A 20,126-nucleotide genomic window follows, 5' to 3' on the forward strand; every position below is an offset into this window, starting at 1 on the left:
TAAAGAATAAATATTCCTAGTATAACATCATACCAATTGCTTTAATATCTTATACTATTTTAATATAATCTCAATCACAGGTATTTCCACATTTGGTTTCACAACAGGCAATCTTAGATTTATATCATTTTCGCCTAACCCACCTCCGGCTCCAGGACCAAACCCACTAGGTTTTGTGATTTTAATTTCTGACATATCATGTAAAAACTGAACATATTTTACTTTTCCTTTCAGACCTTTAATTGTGAAATTTTCTAAAGGATAATCTATTAAATGAACATAAAGCCTATGTGTTGTTGGGTTATAAGTTAAAATTGCATTTTCTGGGGTTTCAAAACCGTCTGGAGCTTGAGTACAACCATAAATAGATCTCGAGTTATATTTCATCCAATCTCCTATATCTTCCAAAGCACCTTCTGCTCTATAATCGATTTCTCCTCGACCTGTTGGTCCCACATTTAATAATACATTGCCACCTTTACTTACCGATTCGATTAATAATACGAGTAATTGTTTGTTATTTTTCCAAGTCAATTCATCTCTATAATATCCCCACGACCCGCTAAAAGTCTGACATGTTTCCCATGGTATTTTTTCACCTTCGTAAGTTGGCCATTCGTTAACTTTAAATTGTTCTGGGGTTGTAAAATCCCATCCACCAGCATATTCTTTAATATCCAAGCGGTCGTTAACGATGATTTCTGGTTGTAGTTTTCTTACTAATTTCATTAATTCTACCGCATCCCAATCTTCATAGCCTTTTCCATGTTTTCCTGGAAATGAAAAATCCATCCATAACATATCTACCTTTCCGTAATTGGTTAAAAGCTCTGTAATCTGATCTTTTAAATAGTTATGATATTTATCCATGTCACGTCCTTTGTTCAAAATTTTATATTCGTCCTCATCTTTTGGTGCTTGCGGATGAATTCTATCTATGGTATAGTCGGGATGATGCCAATCTATAACAGAATAATAAAATCCGATTTTGAGGCCTTCTGCCCGGAATGCATCTACCCATTCCTTTAGCGCATCCTTGCCATAAGGTGTATTTGTAACTTTATATTCTGTAAACTCGGAATCGAATAACGTAAACCCGTCATGATGTTTTGTTGTTATGACAGCATATTTCATACCAGCCGATTTTGCTAATTTTGCCCATTCCTGTGGACTATATAAATCTGGGTTAAAATTATCGAAGTATTTTTGATACATAGCATCAGACATTTTCTCGTTTTTCTTAACCTTTTCATGTCTAGCCGCTAAAGAATACATTCCCCAATGAATAAACATACCAAAACGATCGTTTGTCCACCATGCTAAACGCTCTTTTTTCTCTTGTTTCGTTCCATATCTTTTTATCTTGCGCCATAACGTTTATACATAATAGACATGTTAATAAAATGAGTACTATTTTTTTTATAAAATCTAATTTTGAAAATTGCCCGTCAACTTCTATAAAAAACTTTCAAGATGTAAAAAATTAATCTGATTCCTTTGCGCCAAAACAAGATGTAACGAAAAGAAAACTAAACATATAAAAATAATTTTATTAATCATCTATCCCTGTATTTTAAAATTTTTAATAGTTTTATTTCGTGCAAATGTAATACGGGAAATGGTAACATATTTTACCGAATTCTCTAATATACCAACCACCTGAATTGAATCTTTCAACACCTAAACTATAATTTTCGCATTTTTTAATGGCAATATCATACTCGGGCCAATAATACGATTATGGGGTATTTCATCCAAGAAGCACTCACCTGCACGATCCAATTCCTCCAACACATTTCTTACCATACGGTATTCTTCATGTAAATTAAAAGTGCGATGATTTTGATACTCTCTGACAAATGGTATTCTCCAAACAATATATGAATCATTAATTCGAACTCTGAATTGCTTGCTTTGAATTGAGTTGCTTTGAATTGAGTTGCTTTAACTAAGGCAAAAGTCATAGTATTCACAGGTTCGGTGCGTGATATTTTAATAATGTTTATGTTATATATTTTCTACGACTAAAATAGGTTTTCCTTTAAAAAACATCATTTAAGAAGGGCTTTCTTCTTGTTTTAATTTCTGAGGTTGTTGAAATTAATGATTTTACATAACTAAAAACTCATCATATTATGGCATCAAATAAGTCTGAAATTAGTATTTCTATTAACACCTATATTAGCTAAAATGAGTAACATTGAAAGATTTCAAATTGAATAAATTTAGTCATCATCTATTTTAAAATTTAGAAAAAAAAAGTTAAGGTGCACTGAAACGGCCTTCAGTAGATCTTGACTTCGTCTTATAATTGCATTAATAAAACAGCACGTTTTAGTAATCTACTACAATGCTTTTTTAATCGCTTGTAATACTAAAGGTTCCATAATAAGATAGCCATCTGCATTTGGATGAACAGTATCTTTACCCAATTCCTTTTTCAACCCTTTTTCTTCATTTACCATGGGTGTATAATAATCTAGATAAACCATTTTATGATCTTTAGCATAAGTCTCAAGACGCATATTTAAAGCAATAATTTTATCTCCGGGGTCTGCCGATGGACTCCAAGAATAACTAGATGCGGGCAATACAGAAGCCAAGATTACTTTTACATCATTTGCTTTTGCCAACTCTGCCATAGAAAATATATTTGCTGCAATACCTTCAAGACTAATAGCTCCTCTATTTCCTGCAATATCGTTTGTTCCTGCAGAAATAATGACAACTTTAGGTTGCAACGCAATGACATCCGATCTAAATCGCAACAACATTTGCGAGCTTGTTTGTCCGCTAATCCCTCTATTGACAAAAGATGGATTTTCTTCAAAAAAGACACCATGATTTCTTGTCCAAAAATCGGTAATTGAATTACCAATAAACACCACTCTATTTTCTTTTTTAGCAGGCGCTTTTAATTCCGCATTCTCCTTTCTATAACGTTCTAAATTGGCCCAGTCTTCTGTAGGTGTTAATTGAATTTTTATAACTGTAGCAAAATCACTTGGGGGTATTTCAGGTACAAAAATAGTTAAACTACCATCCACTAATTTTGTTCTCAATCGTTTCTCGCCGTAATTTAAATAGGCCGTTTCTACATTAATTTCTCTATCGATAATAAGTTTTCCATCTTTTGGCCAATCTAAAACATGAGCATAAAGCACATCGTCCTTCTGCGTGTAGTTCCCCCAATTTGGTTTTTTAAAGCCACTCTTTGAAGTGTCAAAAAAAGCTTCTGCATTTGCTTTATTCCAAATAGCTTGTTCTGTAATCTGCGTATTATTAGAAAGCGTTGTTTCCTGAGCAAAACCAATATGCATATAAGCTATAGCAATGCACGCAAGTATTATAGAACGGTTTAGTAATTTCATTTTATAAGTTTTATCTAAATTAATTTGTTCTTATTTTAATGCGCTTTTCAGCTTGGTTTCTCATAATTAAAAGCTCCATTTCATCGGTCTTATTTTCAACATTTATTTTGAAAAAATCCTGAATATTTTTCACCGATTTTCCATCTACCTGAAGAATAACATCGCCCGTTTTAATACCGTTATTTTGTACTGCAGGACTTAGATTTCTTGCACGTATTATTATTACACCTTCCGCTGTAAACAATCCGTAAACCGATTGTTCTTGTTCTGAATCTACATTTTTTATAGTATTTCGTAACCAAACCACTTCTTGACTACTTGTATCTCCAGACGCTCCTTTTATTACAGGAATTTCAGGGGTTTTAGCAATTTTATTTAAATCTTCTTTTTGAACTCCAAACTGATCCATTGGAAAATTTTTGAAACCTAATTTTAATGCTGGTGAATTTGACGTAACACTAAAATCTAAATGTGCAGGATCTTTATATAGCGGATCGCCATAGGCACTATGCATATCACTACCATACATTTGAGGAATCATCATTGAAACTTCATTTGGAAACAAGTTATAATCCAACTCTTTTGCTGGTCTAAAAGTTCCAAATTTATACACATCACCCACAATATTTTTCTTAAAAACATCTTCACTATTTCCAAACCAAACATGCATATGAAATGAATTGTTTACCATAATATTATTTTCTACAACACGATTAAAGCCTTCTCGTAATTTAAGGCCGTTATTAAGCATTAAATTATTGTAAATATGGTAATTTGAAGAACCATCGTCTAAATCGATATCCCAACCATGATCACAACGAAAACGATTATTTCTTATAATTGTAGTTTTCACGGCATCCCATGTGTACATATCTGGAATTTCTGTAGTAAGACTATCCATAACATCACGTTTTGGATGCCAAAAACGATCTCGTCCCCAAGAATTAAACGACCCATGATCGCTAGTTTCTAAAACGGTATTAAACACATCGTTATACTCTAAAATATGGCCACCCCAAGTACCATCCCCAATATTAATTCCTGCTCTTGGCACGTCGTAAATACTATTATGACTAACGGTAATATCCATCGCCATAGCAATTTCTACTCCTGCTGTTTGTTTTTCGATCCTTCCAATTCTATAAATTAAATTATTTTCTACCACAGAGTTTCTAGGGTACAATTCGTTTTTAGGACCTGAAATGGTATCCATATCTTTGATGTCTACAAATTCGCCATAATTAAATGACGGAGAACGCACCGCCGAAGGATCCCCGACAAAAGACACCGCACTCGCTCCATTTTCATGAATATGGTTACCCTTTACTTGTAATCCGGAATTGTATTTGCTCACCATAATCACGTTTCCTCCCAAATTGGTAAATTCGCTATCGGTTACCTCACAATTTTCTGTCCCTTCAAAAAACAAAACACCACCTCTGTAAATAGACCAATCACTTCTTAATAACTGCTCGTAATTTTCCATGAATGTGCGCTTGGTATATTTAAATGTGATACCACTTATAGTGACATCTTTTACCGGATTTTCTAAAGTCCCAACAACTTGAATTAAATCTTTAAGCACTGCAACTTCAACAGTCGATGTTTCTAAATTCTGATTTTGCGTAGGCCAATAGTATAATTTATGTGTATCTGTATCCAAGTACCATTCTCCCGGACTGTCTAATTCTTCGAATACATTTTCTACCATTCGAAACTCCTTATGCGGCTTAGAACTACGGTTATTTTGATGTCCGCCTTCTAAAATCGCTGTACCATCTTCGTTTACTCCAGTAATTACAAAATGAAACCCACCCCATTTTCCACCATGTAAGGCATGGAAATAAGTGCCTTCAGGGTTTTTCCATGACGCAATACGTTCTTTTGAAATCGCGTCTGGAGCAGAACCTTGCCAATATTGAGAAGCTTCGTCATAATTAGGATAACGTGCTAGAATTTGTGATTCCCCATTAATCACAAGCTGATCAAAATCTAAATCTTCATCTACATCTGCCATAAATATATGGTCGTTATAGCTTTCCCACTTAAGCGCTAAAGTCTTAGATCCTTTTAAGGTTACATCCGAAGCATCTGATCCAATTATTGAAATCCCACTCAACTCAGGGGTAATTTTTATCGCTTTTTCTAAATTATATTCACCTGCAAGTATCCTTATGTCAATATCTAAATCTGGATTGCCTTGTTTTAACTCTGACGCATTTTGAATGGCGTCTTCTAAACTCGAAAAGGGCTGTGATTTCCTTCCGTTAGCTTGATCTGTTTTTTCTACCGAGACATACAACGTTGTAACTTCGTCTTGAGAAGTCCCACACGAAAAGAATGTAAGTGCACAGATTAAAATGAATGAAACATGCTTCATAACTACTGTGATTTTAATATTTTAAATTGTTGGTTTACCTTTTAAATAGCCTATAGATTCTAAAAACAAGTCGGATTCATGAACCGTTTCTATATAATATTTATCATCGTTTTGCCTGCCTTTATTGAAAAAACCGTGAGGCTGACCATCATATAAATGAAGATCACAGCGATTTCCCGCAGCTTTCATATCTACTTCAAATTTTTTGATTGCACTTACAGGAACATGCTGGTCTTTTGTTCCGAAAAACATAATTGTTGGTGGTGCATCTTTTTTAATATTATGCAAAGGCGATATTTCCATATAACGTTCTCCTATTCTGTCGTAACCATAGCCACCAGGCCCATTATCTATCACCGGATTTAAAAGTACCAAAGCATTGGCTGCCGCACTTACCGAGGTATCTTCATTAGGTTCGTCTAAACCGGGAATCATAGCTGTCGCCGCAGCAATATGTCCACCTGCAGAGGCTCCCATTATCGCAATCTTCTTAGGATTAATATTATAAGTCTTCGCTCCTGATCTTAAAAATCGTATCGCAGATTTAGCATCACTAACAGCTTCAAAAGGGGTTGTGTTCTGACGAGTTTCTACTCTATAATCTACCAAAACCGTAACCATACCTCGAGACGCAAAATACTTCGCTTGCGGTTCTAATTGCGACAATTTCCCGCTTTTCCAACCGCCGCCAAAAAACAAAACAAGTGTTGCATATTTTTTATGTTTTCTAAAACCCTTCGGTTTATAAATATCCATGGTTAATGTATCTCCATCTATAATTTTATACACCACGCGTTTAGGAACGGTATCGAAATCTATTTCTTTTAAGCTCTTATTTTTTCCTTGTACCGAAATAATTGTCAATAAAAAAAGGAAAATTAGAACGACATACTTATTCATCATTATTATATTTTTTAAAACTCTATTATTCATTTTATATGAAACCTAGTAATAAAACAAATGGTTGAACTTATTCTGAAACACCTTGAATTTATGAGGTTCTCCAGACATTTAGCATCATTTTTTTTTGATCAAATTTAAAATCTACATTTATAAACTAGAGCATCTATTCTTAATTAGAATAAAAATTATCGTGACTCGGTTTACCTTTTTAGAATTCCTTATCTGTGAATAGCTTTACAATTTGCCTATTTTTCAATCGTATACATCATTTTCACCAACTACTGATTAGCTCCCACTTACAACTTAATAAACTCATTTTAAAAAGTCAACATTATTCCAAATATATAACATTATATAGCGTTAAAAAACTGTTTACTTTAATAAAAATAATTCATAGTATTAAGAATTCAGATTATCGCATTTAAAATTACTTCGTATAAATCGAAAGCCGGTATATTTTAAAAATAGTCAACAAATTATTTTTTTATCATTTAACACCTCTCAAAAATAAAATACCAAACCGAAAATCTATTTCAGTGAAAAACTGAGACTTATTAAGGCATTAGTGGACTTCATTTTATATATTTGACCTTGTGTGAGATTTAAAAACAGGTATAGACCTATAGAATTAACGCTATTTTTTAACCTCTATTTTACTAATTATTACCCTCTAACTATGAAACACTATTATTTTTTATTTACCTTTTTAATCAGTTTATCCATTTCGGCTCAGGTGGAGAAGGCGACTTTTAAACCTTATTTATTTATGTCGTATTCTGATGACATTCCAGACACACACATATATGGCGCCATGCACTATACTAATATTCACAATACCGTACCAGACGAATGGGTTGGTAGTTTTTACCAAAGTGGCATGATGCATACGTGGTATAGACCGGCAAAAATATACGACCTCCCCGATTACCACAGAGATGCGTATGGTTACCATTCTATAGAAGGTGGCGCTGGATATAAGCCCGCGAACAGCTTTCACAATTACAAAACACCACAAAAATTTACAATGGGTGGTGTTGCTGGTGGTTTCGGAGCTTTTAGTAATGGCCCAGGCCAAGGATCTCCAGGTTTTAAAAACTCAAGAAAATCGCCTACTCTACGTTGGGAAGATAATACTGGACGTTATGGCGCGGCAGTAATCAGTAATAATCTACTTTTTCCATTAGATGGTATCGGATTTGAAGAAGGAGAAAATAACAAGATGTTCGGTTACGGGTATTATGCACTTCCTTTAACAGAACCAAAAAGCACCACGGCAGGGCAAAACAAACCGACAGGAAATCGATCTTGGACATTGTTCTTTAATACCGAAAACTTTAGTGGCCCGGTGGCATTTCACACACCTTACCACTGGTCTAAGCGCTCTTTAACTCAAGAAAGCACCATTGGAAGAAACCTAGATAATAGCTTATTAAAACGCTCTCCTCGTTTTCAAAGAGAAACCAATAATCTCCCTGCAAAAAAATGGGTGAATTCTAATGGAGATACGTATTATAAAATTTCTCCCGCGCTTATGCCAATGGATGCCGATGGTATAGGACGTATTGGAACCATGCCTATGAATATGGATGACACTATGTGGAATGCAGTAAGCAATTGGTTTAACGGCGGACCTGTAGCTTCAACAAACTTCAATGCGAAGGAAGGTGCTGTGCATATTAGAACAAACACCAATTTTAAAGCGTCTTATAGATTAGACAAAACAAAATATATCGCTTCGGCAGACTTTGTAACTAGAGTTAGTGATCCTAACGATCCCTCTGCGGCGGCATTTAAATGGAAAGGTGATTTAATTGAAAAAGTCGAAGGACGTAACCTCGTTAAATTACCAGAATATTATGTGCTATTGAAAGGATCCAAATCACCGAAAGCAATCGCTGCATCTGAGGTACCTGAAGAAAGTGGTTTAAAGGCGTTAGACTCTAGAGCAGATTATGAAAACGATTGGGAATTTGATAACTATAATCGAGAAGCTATTTATACGCCTATGCTCCCAGAATATACATACAGCGATAAAGTTGTAGATGCTTGGAAAACCCCAGGACCTACCGCTGGTCCCTACTACGCTAAATTAGAAGACGGAAGCACAGCTGTTTATTACTGGTATAAATTTAATGAACAACCATCTATATTAAATTCTGATATGGACGAAGCAGAACGCGCACTTATTCAAAAAAGAATAGAGCTTATTCATACAAACTGGCATAGCGACGACCAATATTTCCCAGACCCAAAACAGGAAAAAATATCACTTGATAAAAATTTATTGGTAACACCTCCAAAAGGATTAGAAGTCGGATATGTGCCAATTTGCATCCACCAACAACTATCTACAGAAAAGTTACCCGATTTTCCAGAAATTAATAGACTAGAGACAAAATAGGAAAATATGGTATCCTAAAACGTAGACCGCAGGTTGTCCACATAGGAATTTGATTTCAGATTCTAAAATTAATTATAAACAGATCGACTAATTTTGGTAATACAACTGTGAACCCGATCTCATCTTTTAGCAAAGCACCTCTAAGAATCGGGATTATTTAATCCCGATTTTGCTTTTTTATAAAGTTTGTATTAAGAGGTATAAAAATAATTGCTAGTTTTAGGTAATTCAATGTTAGTTGCTTTGTTTGCTTGCTTCTTATTTTCCTTCGGAATATCTGTACCTACAAACACACAACTTCTTTTATCAAAACTATCAGTAAAGGCTACAAATAACAAAGAGAATAATATGAAAAATTTTATAATCTTGTTGGTTACACTACTAACTACACTTCCGTCAATTGCACAAGATATCACTGGTCAATGGAACGGTATCTTAAAAGTCCAAGGAACACAATTAAGACTTGTATTTAATGTTACTAAAACTGAAAATGGTTTTAGCTCTACAATGGATAGTCCAGACCAAGGTGCAAAAGATATTCCCGTTACAAATACAACTTTTGAAAACCCAAAAATTAAATTCGAAGTGACTAATGCGAGAATTGAATATGAAGGGCAGCTAAGTGGCAATGAAATTATTGGAACTTTTAAACAAGGTGGACAAGAATTTCCAATGAATTTATCAAAAAACGCAATCGAGAAAGACGTTATAAAACGACCACAAGAACCTCTAAAACCTTATCCGTATTATTCGGAAGATGTGTCATTTAAAAACACGAAAGCTAATATTTCATTAGCAGGAACACTGACTTTACCAAAAAAAGACGGCATTTTTCCAGTAGTCATTTTAATTACAGGAAGCGGACCACAAAACAGAGATGAAGAACTATTAGGACATAAACCCTTTTTAATAATTTCAGACTATTTGACTAAAAATGGAATTGCAGTTTTACGTTATGACGACAGAGGAATCGGTCAATCGACAGGAGATTTTGAAACGGCAACTTCTGCAGACTTTGCAACCGATGTAGAAAGTGCTATGACATACCTAAAAACAAGAAAAGAGATTAACAAAAATAAAATTGGTCTAGTTGGACATAGTGAGGGTGGTTTAATTGCGCCTATGGTCGCATCAAAATCGAAAGATGTTAATTTTATTGTATTATTAGCAGGCACAGGGATTCAAGGAGATAAATTATTATTACTCCAACAAGCACTAATCGCAAAAGCTAATGGAGTCCCGCAAACGGATATAAACGAATCAATTCAAACAAACTCAAAACTATTTGAAATGGTTGTTAAGTCCGATGATAATTCAAAGTTAAAAGCAGATTTAACTGATAAATTAAATGAATTACTTAAAAACACACCAAGTACAGAAATACCAGGAGGAATGAAAAAAGAAGCATTTATTTCAATGCAAGTAAATCAAATTTCAAGTCCTTGGATGGTATATTTTATGAAATTTAATCCGTCTACAATACTAGAGCAAGTAACCTGTCCTATATTAGCTGTAAATGGAGAAAAAGATTTACAAGTACCTTCCAAAGAGAATTTATCTGCAATAAAAAAAGCACTGACAAAAGGAGGGAATTTAAATGTAACAACAAAAGAATTTCCAAATCTGAATCATTTATTTCAAGAGTGTGAAACGGGATCACCAAATGAATATGCTACTATTGAACAGACATTTTCACCAATTGTATTAGAAGAAATAACAACGTGGATAAAAACACAAACGGAATAAAAACTTTTGCTAACATATAATTCCCCTTCCAAAATACCTGGCACACAATTACAAAACCATTTAAAAACAGTAATTATAGAAAATGGGATTAAATAATTATGAAAGTTTAAATCAATGATTAAAATAGTAAAAGCAAGTATTGAAGATTCTGAACTGATTGCTGAAATTGGAAAAAAAGCGTTTCTAGAATCTCACGGAGATAGCGCATCTCCTGAAGACCTTAAGAGTTTTATTTCCAAAACTTACACTACGGCGCATATATCTAAAGAGTTCGAAAACATTAAAGTTCAATATCATATTATCTATTTCAATGATAGTGCTGCTGGATTTTCAAAAATTGAATTAAACACACCTCACAAAGACATAAAAGATTTAAACATAACTAAACTTGATAGACTGTATCTTTTAAAAGCCTATTTAGGACAACAATTAGGGGCGAAACTGTTTGATTTTAATATTCAGTTATCTCAAGAGAAAAACCAGAATGGTATTTGGCTGGCTGTTTGGGTAGAAAATCAAAGAGCTATCCGTTTTTATACAAAATCAGGTTTTAAGATTGTGGGAAAATATAATTTCAAAATATCGGAAACACGATCAAATCCGAATCATATAATGTTTCTGAAATACGAATAACATGCCACAGAACTCCTAAAAACAATGACTCAATTAGAACTTAAACACAGTTAGATCTCTTTAATTATATCAAATTTTCCTTTTCGAAAAGTGCGTGCTTTCAATCACTGGACTTGACATTAACCTCATTGATAACACTTAAAAAATGAATAAAACAGCACTAATAACACTGATTTTAATAACAATTCTATCTTGTAATAAAGAAGCAGCCACTGAAATAATTGTTATCGGAACGTTACACAAACCTGTACCTAATTTTAATTCGGAAATCCTTTTTAATATTTTAGAAGATGAAAAACCTGATTTTGTTTTGTGCGAACTGGATTCTTCATTTTTTACTTCAGATTTTAAATACAAAAATAGTACGACTAGCAATGAAGGTATAGCGTCTGAAAAATATGCTCAGAAATATCCCATGACTCATTTAAGACCTTATGAATTTGAAGGTCGAAATGAATACAGAATAAATACAGGCTCACGCCCTACAGACGGATTTACAACAAAGCTTATAGACAGTTTAAATGAAGCGGATTTACTATCTGCTTCGGAAGTTAAGATTTATAAGAAATACAAAACGCTTTTAGAGCCGTTAATAGTATTGGCTTCCAAATCTCCAGAACATTTCAACAATCCCACAACGGATAGTATTTGCGCAGAAAGACAATATTATCAATATAAAATGTTGACAAAAATAACGAATAACAGACCTGAATTTGAAACTCGTTTTCATACCAAACCTAATGGAGAAAAAATAAGTTATCGCGATGGATTCAAGCTTGCTGGTGATTTTTGGGATTTGAGAAATCAAACCATGGCTAAAAATATAATGGGCATTTCCAAACAGAATCAAGGAAAAAAAATTGTTGTACTCTGTGGTTTTATGCATAGATATTATATTTTGAGTGAATTAAAAAAATTGACGAAAAACAAAAATATTATCTTAAAAGAATATTACGAAAACTAAAAACTGTTGTCGCCAAAGGGTGTCATTAATGTTTAAATTCTAGCCTACTCACAACGATTTTGGCTCACAAAACCACAAATTGCAATAAAAAACCCAATTCATCATTATGAATGATACCACTGTAAGTACACTACTTATTATTATCTTAAGTTGTCATTTAGCCACCATTATCATAGGGTATAAAACAAAAGAAGTAATAAAATCCATGTCTTACTTAAATGCGATTTTTGCGCTAGGGTTACTTGTTTTTTTCGCTATCAACACTCTAAAGACAAACCGACATCCATTTCAAATCACAGAAGTATTGGCCTTAGGAGTAGAAGTATGTATTTTAATATTTGCTGTGGTAGCAGTCATCGGTTTTCGCAATAAAGCTTATGTAAAAGTGATAAACTATATGGGGTTTTGGTTTCATTTATTAGTTTCAGCAGGCATGATCATTTTTATGTTTACATTTAAAATGGATCGTCTTTTTTAATACAAACAACAACTTAAAATGAAGCTAACGATAATACATATATTACTTTTACTTTGCATAGTCTTTGAAATTCCAGGGTATGCGCAATCGGAACAGGATATGACACATAATTCTATTAGCATACCACTAAAAATTGGAGAAAACCCGAGCATTCACTTCCAAACATTAAAGATAGAACCTGTAAACTTATTCAAGCCATTGGAAGCGAAAAACAAACATGTTTCTCCTATTCAGTTGGAGTTAAAAATAACAGAAAACAACACCGAACACACAACCTTTCTTTGGCATAATACTGACGCTCCGGATAGCCCAAAAACAAACTATCCAAAAGCATTTAACGATTACGTTTTTAGTCTTACAATTAACAAAGAAGATGTTGCGTTGGTGGTCGAAAAATTAAACTATGGAACGCCCTTTTTTATCGACCTTGGTCAAACAGCGGTTATAAAAAACATTACAGTTCTGTTTGAGACGTGTATAGGAGAATGGTCGGAAGATTTAAACGGGAATCAGGTCGCTGCGTTTAATACCTACTCCGTGTCACTATGCGATGAAAACAATCAAGAAACCATTTCGTTTACGTCTTTAGATACCTCTGTTAAAAATGAACTGGTGATAGCATGGAAAAATTATAAATTTTTAGTGTTGGAAGATTCTGAAAACGCGTTAAAATTAATGATTTTAGAGAAATAAGGATAAAAGCATCGTTGGCAAGAAGGAAATAACATAAGAAATCCAATGATATTAGTATAAGATCTCAATGAATAGACAAAATAGATGCGATAAAGATTATGGAATACTAACGCTGTAGAACAAAATACTTTAATAAAATCCAGGCATTGTAATCCAGATTTTCCTGCGAAAAACGATTACATTTATCTTTAGAATATAAACCACCAAATATGGTAGATCAATTAGCAGCGTGAATCTAGCTTTAAACTATAGCCATACTTTAGGGACAAAGTATAACCAAATAAGACGTATAACACAAAATTTATATTAGATAAATGAAAATTGGACTTTTAGCTATTGTATTTCTAGCTTCGTTAATTATTGGATTTTTAAATCTTGAAAACAAAAAGAAATCTGATGTTTTAAAAAAGAAAATGCAGGACAGGATTAACATAACCAAAAGAATAAATGCAATTAATCAATCCACATATAATAAGCATAAAATATCTAAACTACTTATTACATTGCTAGAAGAATTTCAATTGCATAATGATGTTCAACCGGTCCTTACTGAAACAGAATTAGTTAAAATAGAAAAGCAACTAGATTTAACTTTACCTCTATCATATAAGTTGTTTTTGAAATATTTTGGATATGGTGGAAATTGGATTTACGCAAATTCAATTGGCAGTATCCGTGATAGGTCATTCCTATCAGATTACAGGAATGAATTAGATGAGAAAATAGAATTAGACAATAAAAAAATAAAAGTAGACTCGTTACTATGCTTAATGCCTGAAGATTCCAATGGAGGCGCATGGTGTTGGTTGACTACAGAAGACACTAAAGATGGCGAATGGCCTTTAGCTTACTATAGTTTAAGTAACAAAAAACTAAATTATAAAGTACAAAACTTCACTGAATGGCTACAAATATTAATAAATTCTAAGGGAGAAGTCATTAGAGAATTAGATTTTGATGATGAATTAGGTTCTGGATAATTGATAATTTTATCTGACATAGAAGTTTATAAAAAAAAGTACTCCAACAAAAACGAGTCAAATACATTACGTTTTCGCCAAAGTACTTCTATAAATTCATTATTTAATCATCTTGATTTCCTTACTAAATACCATACATGATTCATCATTTAGCAGGGTAAATTAAATTTTTATCTGTAACCGTCCAGAGAAGCTTTATATATTTTGTTAGCATTCTGGCGTTAGACTGTTCCGTTTAATACGTCCTTACTGTTCAATAAAGCCTACCACTTCATAAGCTCTAGTGCCATCTATTTGGATTTTTTCATAAAGAACATTGTCAAACTCATAATATGAATTCCCCTCTATTTCCACGCGCTCATAATCTTCGTAAAGTTCGTAAATTACAGTTCCAATTTCAGGTTCAACCACTTCATATCCATCATCAACATGGTCATAAAAAACACCACTAGACCAAAAGTAATTTCTATTTGCATGTTTTATTTTGATGTAACCTGCTGGTAAAGTGTTAATTCTAAAACCACTTTTTGGAGCTATTAAAATATAACGTCCTCCTGAGTACGTATAAAATCTATTATTAGAATAGTAATAGTTAATTCCGTTATGTTTTACGGTCGATCTATTGGGTAGAGTTCTAACCGCTACGACTTTCTTTTTTTGTTTTTTATAGACGACAGCTTTACTAGAAACACGACCGTTATTTTTTTTAACGATGACTGTATTTTTAGATTTTTTCGAATTCTGTGCAAACATCGTTTCACTCCCCGTATGGAAAAAAAGCAAAATGAATAGCACTAAAAGCTTAATAATATTTTTCATAAAAACAATTTTTAATGTTATCCTTAAGACCTCTAAATTTTTGAATAGTTTAACCCTAACAGAAAAGAATTAAGCGCTATAAACCAAAAAATAAAGAAATACCTGATCCTCAAATCCTTATCCCGAAACGCTGTAAATAATCATTTTTTTGACTTAACTATAGGTAATAATTTCTTTACAACCTTTAAAATCTCCCCAAAACGGCCTCGCATATCACATAATATATTTCAGGTAAAATCGCCGCAATTATGTAACCCAAAAGCCATTTTAATCGATGTCCCTATTCACCCCGTTATTGCCTTTAGGAATAATACTTCCATTGTTATTTTTAGCATTTATATTAAAATCAGCCTTTACAATTGCCCTATTTTTCTTATTTTAGAACGCTAAATGACACACAACAACATTTTCTATTTGCACTAATACGTTGAAAAAGCATATAAAATATCTCATCTCCTTCCTTCTGATTTTTGGTCTGACGGTTACCGAGTGTTCTTTATATTCTCAAAGTAATGCATCCCAGTATTACCAAGTCTCAAACATTACTACCCGAAATGAATTCAGCTATAAGGATTCGGAAGTATATGTGTATGGCAAACAGCTTCTTTCAGAAAAAACAGATGTTACGCTAATTAGAACTCTCAACCTTCGAGATTTATATAGTGCTAAAATTACAAGTCTTTTTAATATCCAAATCGAACGGTATCTAGCCATACGTTCCAAAATAGCACGACACGTATTCTTAGATAAAAGATTCGCATCTAGCCATCACTATACACGTTTATATATCGCCTAGAATAGATTTTCTTTCTATGCAACTATGCTTCACGGCATAAAATGATAAAAAAATGTCTAATCATTTATCATTACTAAAATGTATAAACACAAGAATAAAAAACCTTTGGAGCGATCCAAACAGATCATTAATGGAGTAAAAAGAAAAATCATATTAATAATTACGGCAGTTATGCTTGGAATGTCCAATGCGATGTATGATGAAAATAAAATGATTAATGGAAATCAAATTCATACGGAACAAGAACATAAAAAGGATTGACAGCGCACAGAACATAAAAATTCGGCGCTATGTTAAATCGAAAACATAGCGTCTTTTTACAAGCTGTGTTTCTGCTCCAACTGTTTGTATTAATTTTGAAAGACAGTAACACTTTATAGAAAACAAAATCACAACCCTTTAAAACCGAGACTTTACAACACAAATGAAACCATTAGATATAGAGATAGAAAGCGACTACAAAAATCGGATTAACCGCGTTTTCGAATATATTGATTCGAACTTGGAATCGGATTTATCTTTAAACACTATTGCTGAAATCGCTTTTTTCTCACCGTTTCACTTCCACAGAGTTTTCAAATTTATTACCCGAGAAACACTAAATGAATATGTAACACGACGACGGATTGAGAAATCGGCTTCAGATTTGTTACATAAAAACATAACCACAACCGAAATAGCACACCAATACGGATTTAGTGATAATTCGTCTTATTCCAGAACTTTTAAAAAATATTATGGCATCAGTCCAACCGGGTTTATAAAAGAAAATCCAAACAGACATAGCAAGATTCGTCAACTTAAAAGCAAGAACGGACAAGACTATCCGGATCATGAGAAATACATTTGTATCCTCAATAATCTAAAAAAATGGATAGAAATGAATGCAAAAATTAAAATTAAAGACACTCCTAAACGGACTCTTGCTTCCGTAACTCACGTTGGCATTAACGGCATAGAAAACGCGTTCGAAACCCTTACAAAATGGGCCATCCCAAAAGGTTTACTAAACCATCCCGATGCTAAAATGGGTAGACTATTCTACGACAGTTTTAAAGTAACAGCACCAGATCAAGTGCGTATGAGTATCTTTCTCACAACGCATGAACCTTTCGATGTTGCAGGCGAGATTAGTAAACTGACTATTGAAGAAGGCAAATGTATCGTGGGACGTTTCGAAATCACACCACATCATTTTGAGAAAGCATGGACGAGCCTCTTTTTATGGATGAATGAAAATGGATATAAAAAGAACTCTAAAAATCCTTTTGAAATTTATCAGAACGATTACAGAACACATCCTGAGAATAAATTTATAGTGGATTTATATATACCTATTTCGTAAAACAGGCAAATAAGTCATACTGATTTTAGTCCGCAAAAAAGCTCTTAAAACATAATCTACCAAATCCAAAGGATTACACTTTATAAGGAAAACCAAAAATAAATAGACAGACCTGTCTGTTTTTAATTATTTTTTATATATTTGCCCCATGAAACATGCCGAAGTAAAACATAGAATTATCGAAACTGCCTCATTTTTATTTTATAAGAATGGGTATAATTCTACAGGTATAAATCAAATTATTGCCGAAGCTGGTATTGCTAAGGCTACACTTTACAATCATTTTAAATCTAAAGAAGAGATTTGCCTGGCGTATCTTCAATTTAAAAACATCAGTTTTCTTGAAGATTTTGAAAATTTCACAACCTCAAAACCTAAAGGTAAAGAGCAGATTCTGGCGATATTCGATTTCCTTCAACTGTTTTATCAGGATAAAGATTTTAATGGATGTTGGTGTATTAAAACCGTTTCAGAAATACCAAAAGACAATGAGCTGATTAGACATGAAATTCAATCCCAAAAAAACGATTTTATTGCCATTATCGCTAAACTTATTACCAACAACTTAGAGCAAGTTAAAGATGAACAAGTAAATTCTCTTGCCAGACAAATTTACCTACTCTATGAAAGTGCTGTTGGAGAAAGCCACTTACACCAAGAAGACTGGCCTATTTTGGAGTCTAAAAATTTATGTAAAAAAATAATCATCTAAAAAAATTTGAACCCAAATAGACAGACCTGTCTGTCTATAATTAATAATTAAATACATAGAAAAATGAAAGAATTTGAAAACAAAGTAGCCATAGTAATTGGAGGAACAAGCGGTATTGGTTATGCCACAACTACCGCCTTATTAGAAGGAGGAGCAACAGTACACGTTGTGGGTAGAAACACAGATAAAATTGCCGATGCGCCCAACTTGATTAAACACACGGCAAACATATCTAACACAACAGATGTGGATGCTCTAATTGCTAAAATTGATGGATTAGATAGCTTAGATTATTTAGTAAATGCATCTGGTATTTTTGGTCCTAAACCCTTTTTAGACCATACCATGGAAGACTATAACTCTTACCAAGATTTAAACAGAGGTTTCTTTTTTATCACCCAAAGTGTTGCTAAAAAAATGAAAGCGACTCAAGGTGGAGCTATTGTAAATGTTGGGTCTATGTGGGCAAAACAAGCTATAAAAGCAACACCATCTTCTGCTTATTCTATGCAAAAAGCAGGTTTACATTCGCTAACACAACACTTAGCAATGGAATTAGCAGACGATAATATTCGTGTAAATGCAGTCTCTCCTGCCCTAGTAAATACGCCTGTATATCACGGTGTTTTTGGTGGTGAAAATGCTGCAAAGGAAGCTTTGGTTGGCTTTAACGGATTCCATCCCATAGGTCGTTTTGGTGAGTCTGAAGATATTGCCAATAGTATCATCTTTTTATTATCGGATAAAGCGGCTTGGGTAACAGGTGCTATTTGGGATACCGATGGTGGTGTTATGGCTGGTAGAAATTAAAAACACAAAACATTTACGGAGTCATAACCTATACCGATATGGGATATGGGTTATGACTTTTCTATTTTGCAAGACTCTAAAAAAACATCGAGTCTTAAATTCAAATTTATACCATGAAAAACTTAGTACTAATAGTCAGTATCGTTTTAATATTCACCTCTTGTAAGGCCAAAGTAACCCAAGAAACAGATCATATTTCTAAAACGACAGCATCCCAAAACACCAGTAAACAATCAACATTAAAGTATAAAACACTAGCTGTAAACGGTATAAATATCGCTTACAGAGAAGCTGGTAATCCTGAACATCCGACTATTGTTTTACTCCACGGATTTCCGGCATCATCGTATCAATATCGAAAAGTATTAGCGCAACTATCTAACGAATATCATTTAATTGCGCCCGATTACCCTGGTTTTGGTAATAGTGACTTTCCCGATGCTGAAACGTTTACGTATACGTTTGATAATATTGCAGCAACTATGGATTCATTTTTAGAGCAAAAAAACATCAATTCTTATGCTATTATGATTCAAGATTATGGTGCGCCTATTGGTTTTAGATTGGCGACAGCTCATCCCGGACGCATTACAGCTATTATAAATCAAAATGGAAATGCCTACGAAGAAGGTTTAGGTGAAGCATGGGAAGGCATTAGAGCACTATGGAAAAACAGAACTAAAGAAACCGAAGATGCACTTTTACCTGCTTTTTCTTTAGAAGGTTTAAAATGGCAATACACACATGGTGTTCGAGATATTGAAACCGTAGATCCAGACAGTTATAATTTAGATTTCTTAAGGCTCTCTAGACCAAACGCTCATGCTGTAAATATAGATTTGTTTTACGATTACCAAAATAACGTGAAACTATATCCAAAATGGCAACAGTATTTAAGAGACAACCAACCGCCATTATTAATCGTTTGGGGTAAAAATGATGCGTTTTTTCCTGAAAGTGGTGCCAAAGCGTTTAAAAAAGACGTAAAAAACATAGATTATCATATTTATGATACTGGTCATTTTGCTTTAGAGGAAGATGGTGATGCTATTATTGAAAATATTAGAAATTTCATGAGAAAACTAAACGAATAAG

At 33.4% G+C, this 20,126-nt stretch carries 17 protein-coding genes; 11 read left to right on the plus strand and 6 right to left on the minus strand.

Annotation, left to right across the window (positions count from 1 at the left end; translation table 11 throughout):
* Nucleotides 1–54 precede the first annotated feature (54 nt).
* The 5 genes from ACFFVB_RS13645 to ACFFVB_RS13665 form a co-directional block, all read right to left on the minus strand.
* On the minus strand, nt 55–1,293 hold the full coding sequence (locus ACFFVB_RS13645; protein ID WP_382383566.1) for an alpha-L-fucosidase: 1,239 nt from the start codon (nt 1,291–1,293) through the stop codon (nt 55–57).
* 506 nt (nt 1,294–1,799) lie between these two features.
* Nucleotides 1,800–1,964, minus strand: a complete 165-nt coding sequence (locus tag ACFFVB_RS13650; protein ID WP_382383568.1) for a hypothetical protein — start codon at nt 1,962–1,964, stop codon at nt 1,800–1,802.
* A gap of 381 nt (nt 1,965–2,345) precedes the next feature.
* Nucleotides 2,346–3,371, minus strand: a complete 1,026-nt coding sequence (locus tag ACFFVB_RS13655) for a GDSL-type esterase/lipase family protein (RefSeq protein WP_382383570.1) — start codon at nt 3,369–3,371, stop codon at nt 2,346–2,348.
* A 19-nt stretch (nt 3,372–3,390) separates the two neighbouring features.
* The gene (locus ACFFVB_RS13660) at nt 3,391–5,751 is read right to left on the minus strand and encodes a right-handed parallel beta-helix repeat-containing protein (RefSeq protein ID WP_382383571.1); all 2,361 of its coding nucleotides are present in this window, start codon (nt 5,749–5,751) and stop codon (nt 3,391–3,393) included.
* A 21-nt stretch (nt 5,752–5,772) separates the two neighbouring features.
* On the minus strand, nt 5,773–6,654 hold the full coding sequence (locus ACFFVB_RS13665) for an alpha/beta hydrolase (RefSeq protein WP_382383573.1): 882 nt from the start codon (nt 6,652–6,654) through the stop codon (nt 5,773–5,775).
* A gap of 676 nt (nt 6,655–7,330) precedes the next feature.
* On the opposite strand from ACFFVB_RS13665, the gene ACFFVB_RS13670 reads away from it, so the two are divergent.
* The 7 genes from ACFFVB_RS13670 (at nt 7,331) to ACFFVB_RS13700 (ending at nt 14,549) form a co-directional block, all read left to right on the plus strand.
* Nucleotides 7,331–9,055, plus strand: a complete 1,725-nt coding sequence (locus ACFFVB_RS13670; protein ID WP_382383575.1) for a hypothetical protein — start codon at nt 7,331–7,333, stop codon at nt 9,053–9,055.
* Between the two features lie 348 nt (nt 9,056–9,403).
* The gene (locus tag ACFFVB_RS13675; protein ID WP_382383576.1) at nt 9,404–10,801 is read left to right on the plus strand and encodes an alpha/beta hydrolase family protein; all 1,398 of its coding nucleotides are present in this window, start codon (nt 9,404–9,406) and stop codon (nt 10,799–10,801) included.
* A gap of 114 nt (nt 10,802–10,915) precedes the next feature.
* The gene (locus ACFFVB_RS13680) at nt 10,916–11,434 is read left to right on the plus strand and encodes a GNAT family N-acetyltransferase (RefSeq protein WP_382383577.1); all 519 of its coding nucleotides are present in this window, start codon (nt 10,916–10,918) and stop codon (nt 11,432–11,434) included.
* 145 nt (nt 11,435–11,579) lie between these two features.
* On the plus strand, nt 11,580–12,398 hold the full coding sequence (locus ACFFVB_RS13685) for a hypothetical protein (RefSeq protein WP_382383579.1): 819 nt from the start codon (nt 11,580–11,582) through the stop codon (nt 12,396–12,398).
* A gap of 106 nt (nt 12,399–12,504) precedes the next feature.
* Nucleotides 12,505–12,876, plus strand: a complete 372-nt coding sequence (locus ACFFVB_RS13690) for a hypothetical protein (RefSeq protein WP_382383580.1) — start codon at nt 12,505–12,507, stop codon at nt 12,874–12,876.
* Between the two features lie 18 nt (nt 12,877–12,894).
* On the plus strand, nt 12,895–13,569 hold the full coding sequence (locus ACFFVB_RS13695) for a hypothetical protein (protein WP_382383581.1): 675 nt from the start codon (nt 12,895–12,897) through the stop codon (nt 13,567–13,569).
* A 314-nt stretch (nt 13,570–13,883) separates the two neighbouring features.
* Entirely contained in the window at nt 13,884–14,549 is a 666-nt protein-coding gene (locus ACFFVB_RS13700; protein WP_382383582.1) for an SMI1/KNR4 family protein, read from the plus strand.
* Nucleotides 14,550–14,795: 246 nt separating this feature from the next.
* Here the strand turns inward: ACFFVB_RS13700 and ACFFVB_RS13705 are convergent, their stop codons facing one another.
* On the minus strand, nt 14,796–15,368 hold the full coding sequence (locus ACFFVB_RS13705) for a DUF6515 family protein (RefSeq protein WP_382383583.1): 573 nt from the start codon (nt 15,366–15,368) through the stop codon (nt 14,796–14,798).
* Nucleotides 15,369–16,588: 1,220 nt separating this feature from the next.
* Here ACFFVB_RS13705 and ACFFVB_RS13710 point away from each other — a divergent pair.
* The 4 genes from ACFFVB_RS13710 to ACFFVB_RS13725 all read left to right on the plus strand — a co-directional run bounded on the left by ACFFVB_RS13710 (nt 16,589) and on the right by ACFFVB_RS13725 (nt 20,125).
* Entirely contained in the window at nt 16,589–17,509 is a 921-nt protein-coding gene (locus tag ACFFVB_RS13710) for an AraC family transcriptional regulator (RefSeq protein ID WP_382383585.1), read from the plus strand.
* 148 nt (nt 17,510–17,657) lie between these two features.
* Nucleotides 17,658–18,221, plus strand: coding sequence for a TetR/AcrR family transcriptional regulator (locus ACFFVB_RS13715; protein WP_382383586.1), 564 nt, complete (start codon nt 17,658–17,660; stop codon nt 18,219–18,221).
* Between the two features lie 63 nt (nt 18,222–18,284).
* Entirely contained in the window at nt 18,285–19,031 is a 747-nt protein-coding gene (locus tag ACFFVB_RS13720) for an SDR family NAD(P)-dependent oxidoreductase (RefSeq protein WP_382383587.1), read from the plus strand.
* A gap of 113 nt (nt 19,032–19,144) precedes the next feature.
* Nucleotides 19,145–20,125: an alpha/beta fold hydrolase gene (locus ACFFVB_RS13725; protein ID WP_382383589.1), complete on the plus strand. Its 981-nt coding sequence runs from the start codon at nt 19,145–19,147 to the stop codon at nt 20,123–20,125.
* Nucleotide 20,126: the final 1 nt, after the last annotated feature.

Source organism: Formosa undariae, assembly GCF_042427615.1.
GTDB lineage: Bacteria > Bacteroidota > Bacteroidia > Flavobacteriales > Flavobacteriaceae > Formosa > Formosa undariae.

Excerpts from the sequence above, each read along its gene's own strand:
- ACFFVB_RS13645 (WP_382383566.1), bottom strand. The coding sequence starts at position 1,293 with ATGTTTATTCATTGGGGAATGTATTCTTTAGCGGCTAGACATGAAAAG.
- ACFFVB_RS13650 (WP_382383568.1), bottom strand. The coding sequence starts at position 1,964 with ATGACTTTTGCCTTAGTTAAAGCAACTCAATTCAAAGCAACTCAATTC.
- ACFFVB_RS13655 (WP_382383570.1), bottom strand. The coding sequence starts at position 3,371 with ATGAAATTACTAAACCGTTCTATAATACTTGCGTGCATTGCTATAGCT.
- ACFFVB_RS13660 (WP_382383571.1), bottom strand. The coding sequence starts at position 5,751 with ATGAAGCATGTTTCATTCATTTTAATCTGTGCACTTACATTCTTTTCG.
- ACFFVB_RS13665 (WP_382383573.1), bottom strand. The coding sequence starts at position 6,654 with ATGATGAATAAGTATGTCGTTCTAATTTTCCTTTTTTTATTGACAATT.
- ACFFVB_RS13670 (WP_382383575.1), top strand. The coding sequence starts at position 7,331 with ATGAAACACTATTATTTTTTATTTACCTTTTTAATCAGTTTATCCATT.
- ACFFVB_RS13675 (WP_382383576.1), top strand. The coding sequence starts at position 9,404 with ATGAAAAATTTTATAATCTTGTTGGTTACACTACTAACTACACTTCCG.
- ACFFVB_RS13680 (WP_382383577.1), top strand. The coding sequence starts at position 10,916 with ATGATTAAAATAGTAAAAGCAAGTATTGAAGATTCTGAACTGATTGCT.
- ACFFVB_RS13685 (WP_382383579.1), top strand. The coding sequence starts at position 11,580 with ATGAATAAAACAGCACTAATAACACTGATTTTAATAACAATTCTATCT.
- ACFFVB_RS13690 (WP_382383580.1), top strand. The coding sequence starts at position 12,505 with ATGAATGATACCACTGTAAGTACACTACTTATTATTATCTTAAGTTGT.
- ACFFVB_RS13695 (WP_382383581.1), top strand. The coding sequence starts at position 12,895 with ATGAAGCTAACGATAATACATATATTACTTTTACTTTGCATAGTCTTT.
- ACFFVB_RS13700 (WP_382383582.1), top strand. The coding sequence starts at position 13,884 with ATGAAAATTGGACTTTTAGCTATTGTATTTCTAGCTTCGTTAATTATT.
- ACFFVB_RS13705 (WP_382383583.1), bottom strand. The coding sequence starts at position 15,368 with ATGAAAAATATTATTAAGCTTTTAGTGCTATTCATTTTGCTTTTTTTC.
- ACFFVB_RS13710 (WP_382383585.1), top strand. The coding sequence starts at position 16,589 with ATGAAACCATTAGATATAGAGATAGAAAGCGACTACAAAAATCGGATT.
- ACFFVB_RS13715 (WP_382383586.1), top strand. The coding sequence starts at position 17,658 with ATGAAACATGCCGAAGTAAAACATAGAATTATCGAAACTGCCTCATTT.
- ACFFVB_RS13720 (WP_382383587.1), top strand. The coding sequence starts at position 18,285 with ATGAAAGAATTTGAAAACAAAGTAGCCATAGTAATTGGAGGAACAAGC.
- ACFFVB_RS13725 (WP_382383589.1), top strand. The coding sequence starts at position 19,145 with ATGAAAAACTTAGTACTAATAGTCAGTATCGTTTTAATATTCACCTCT.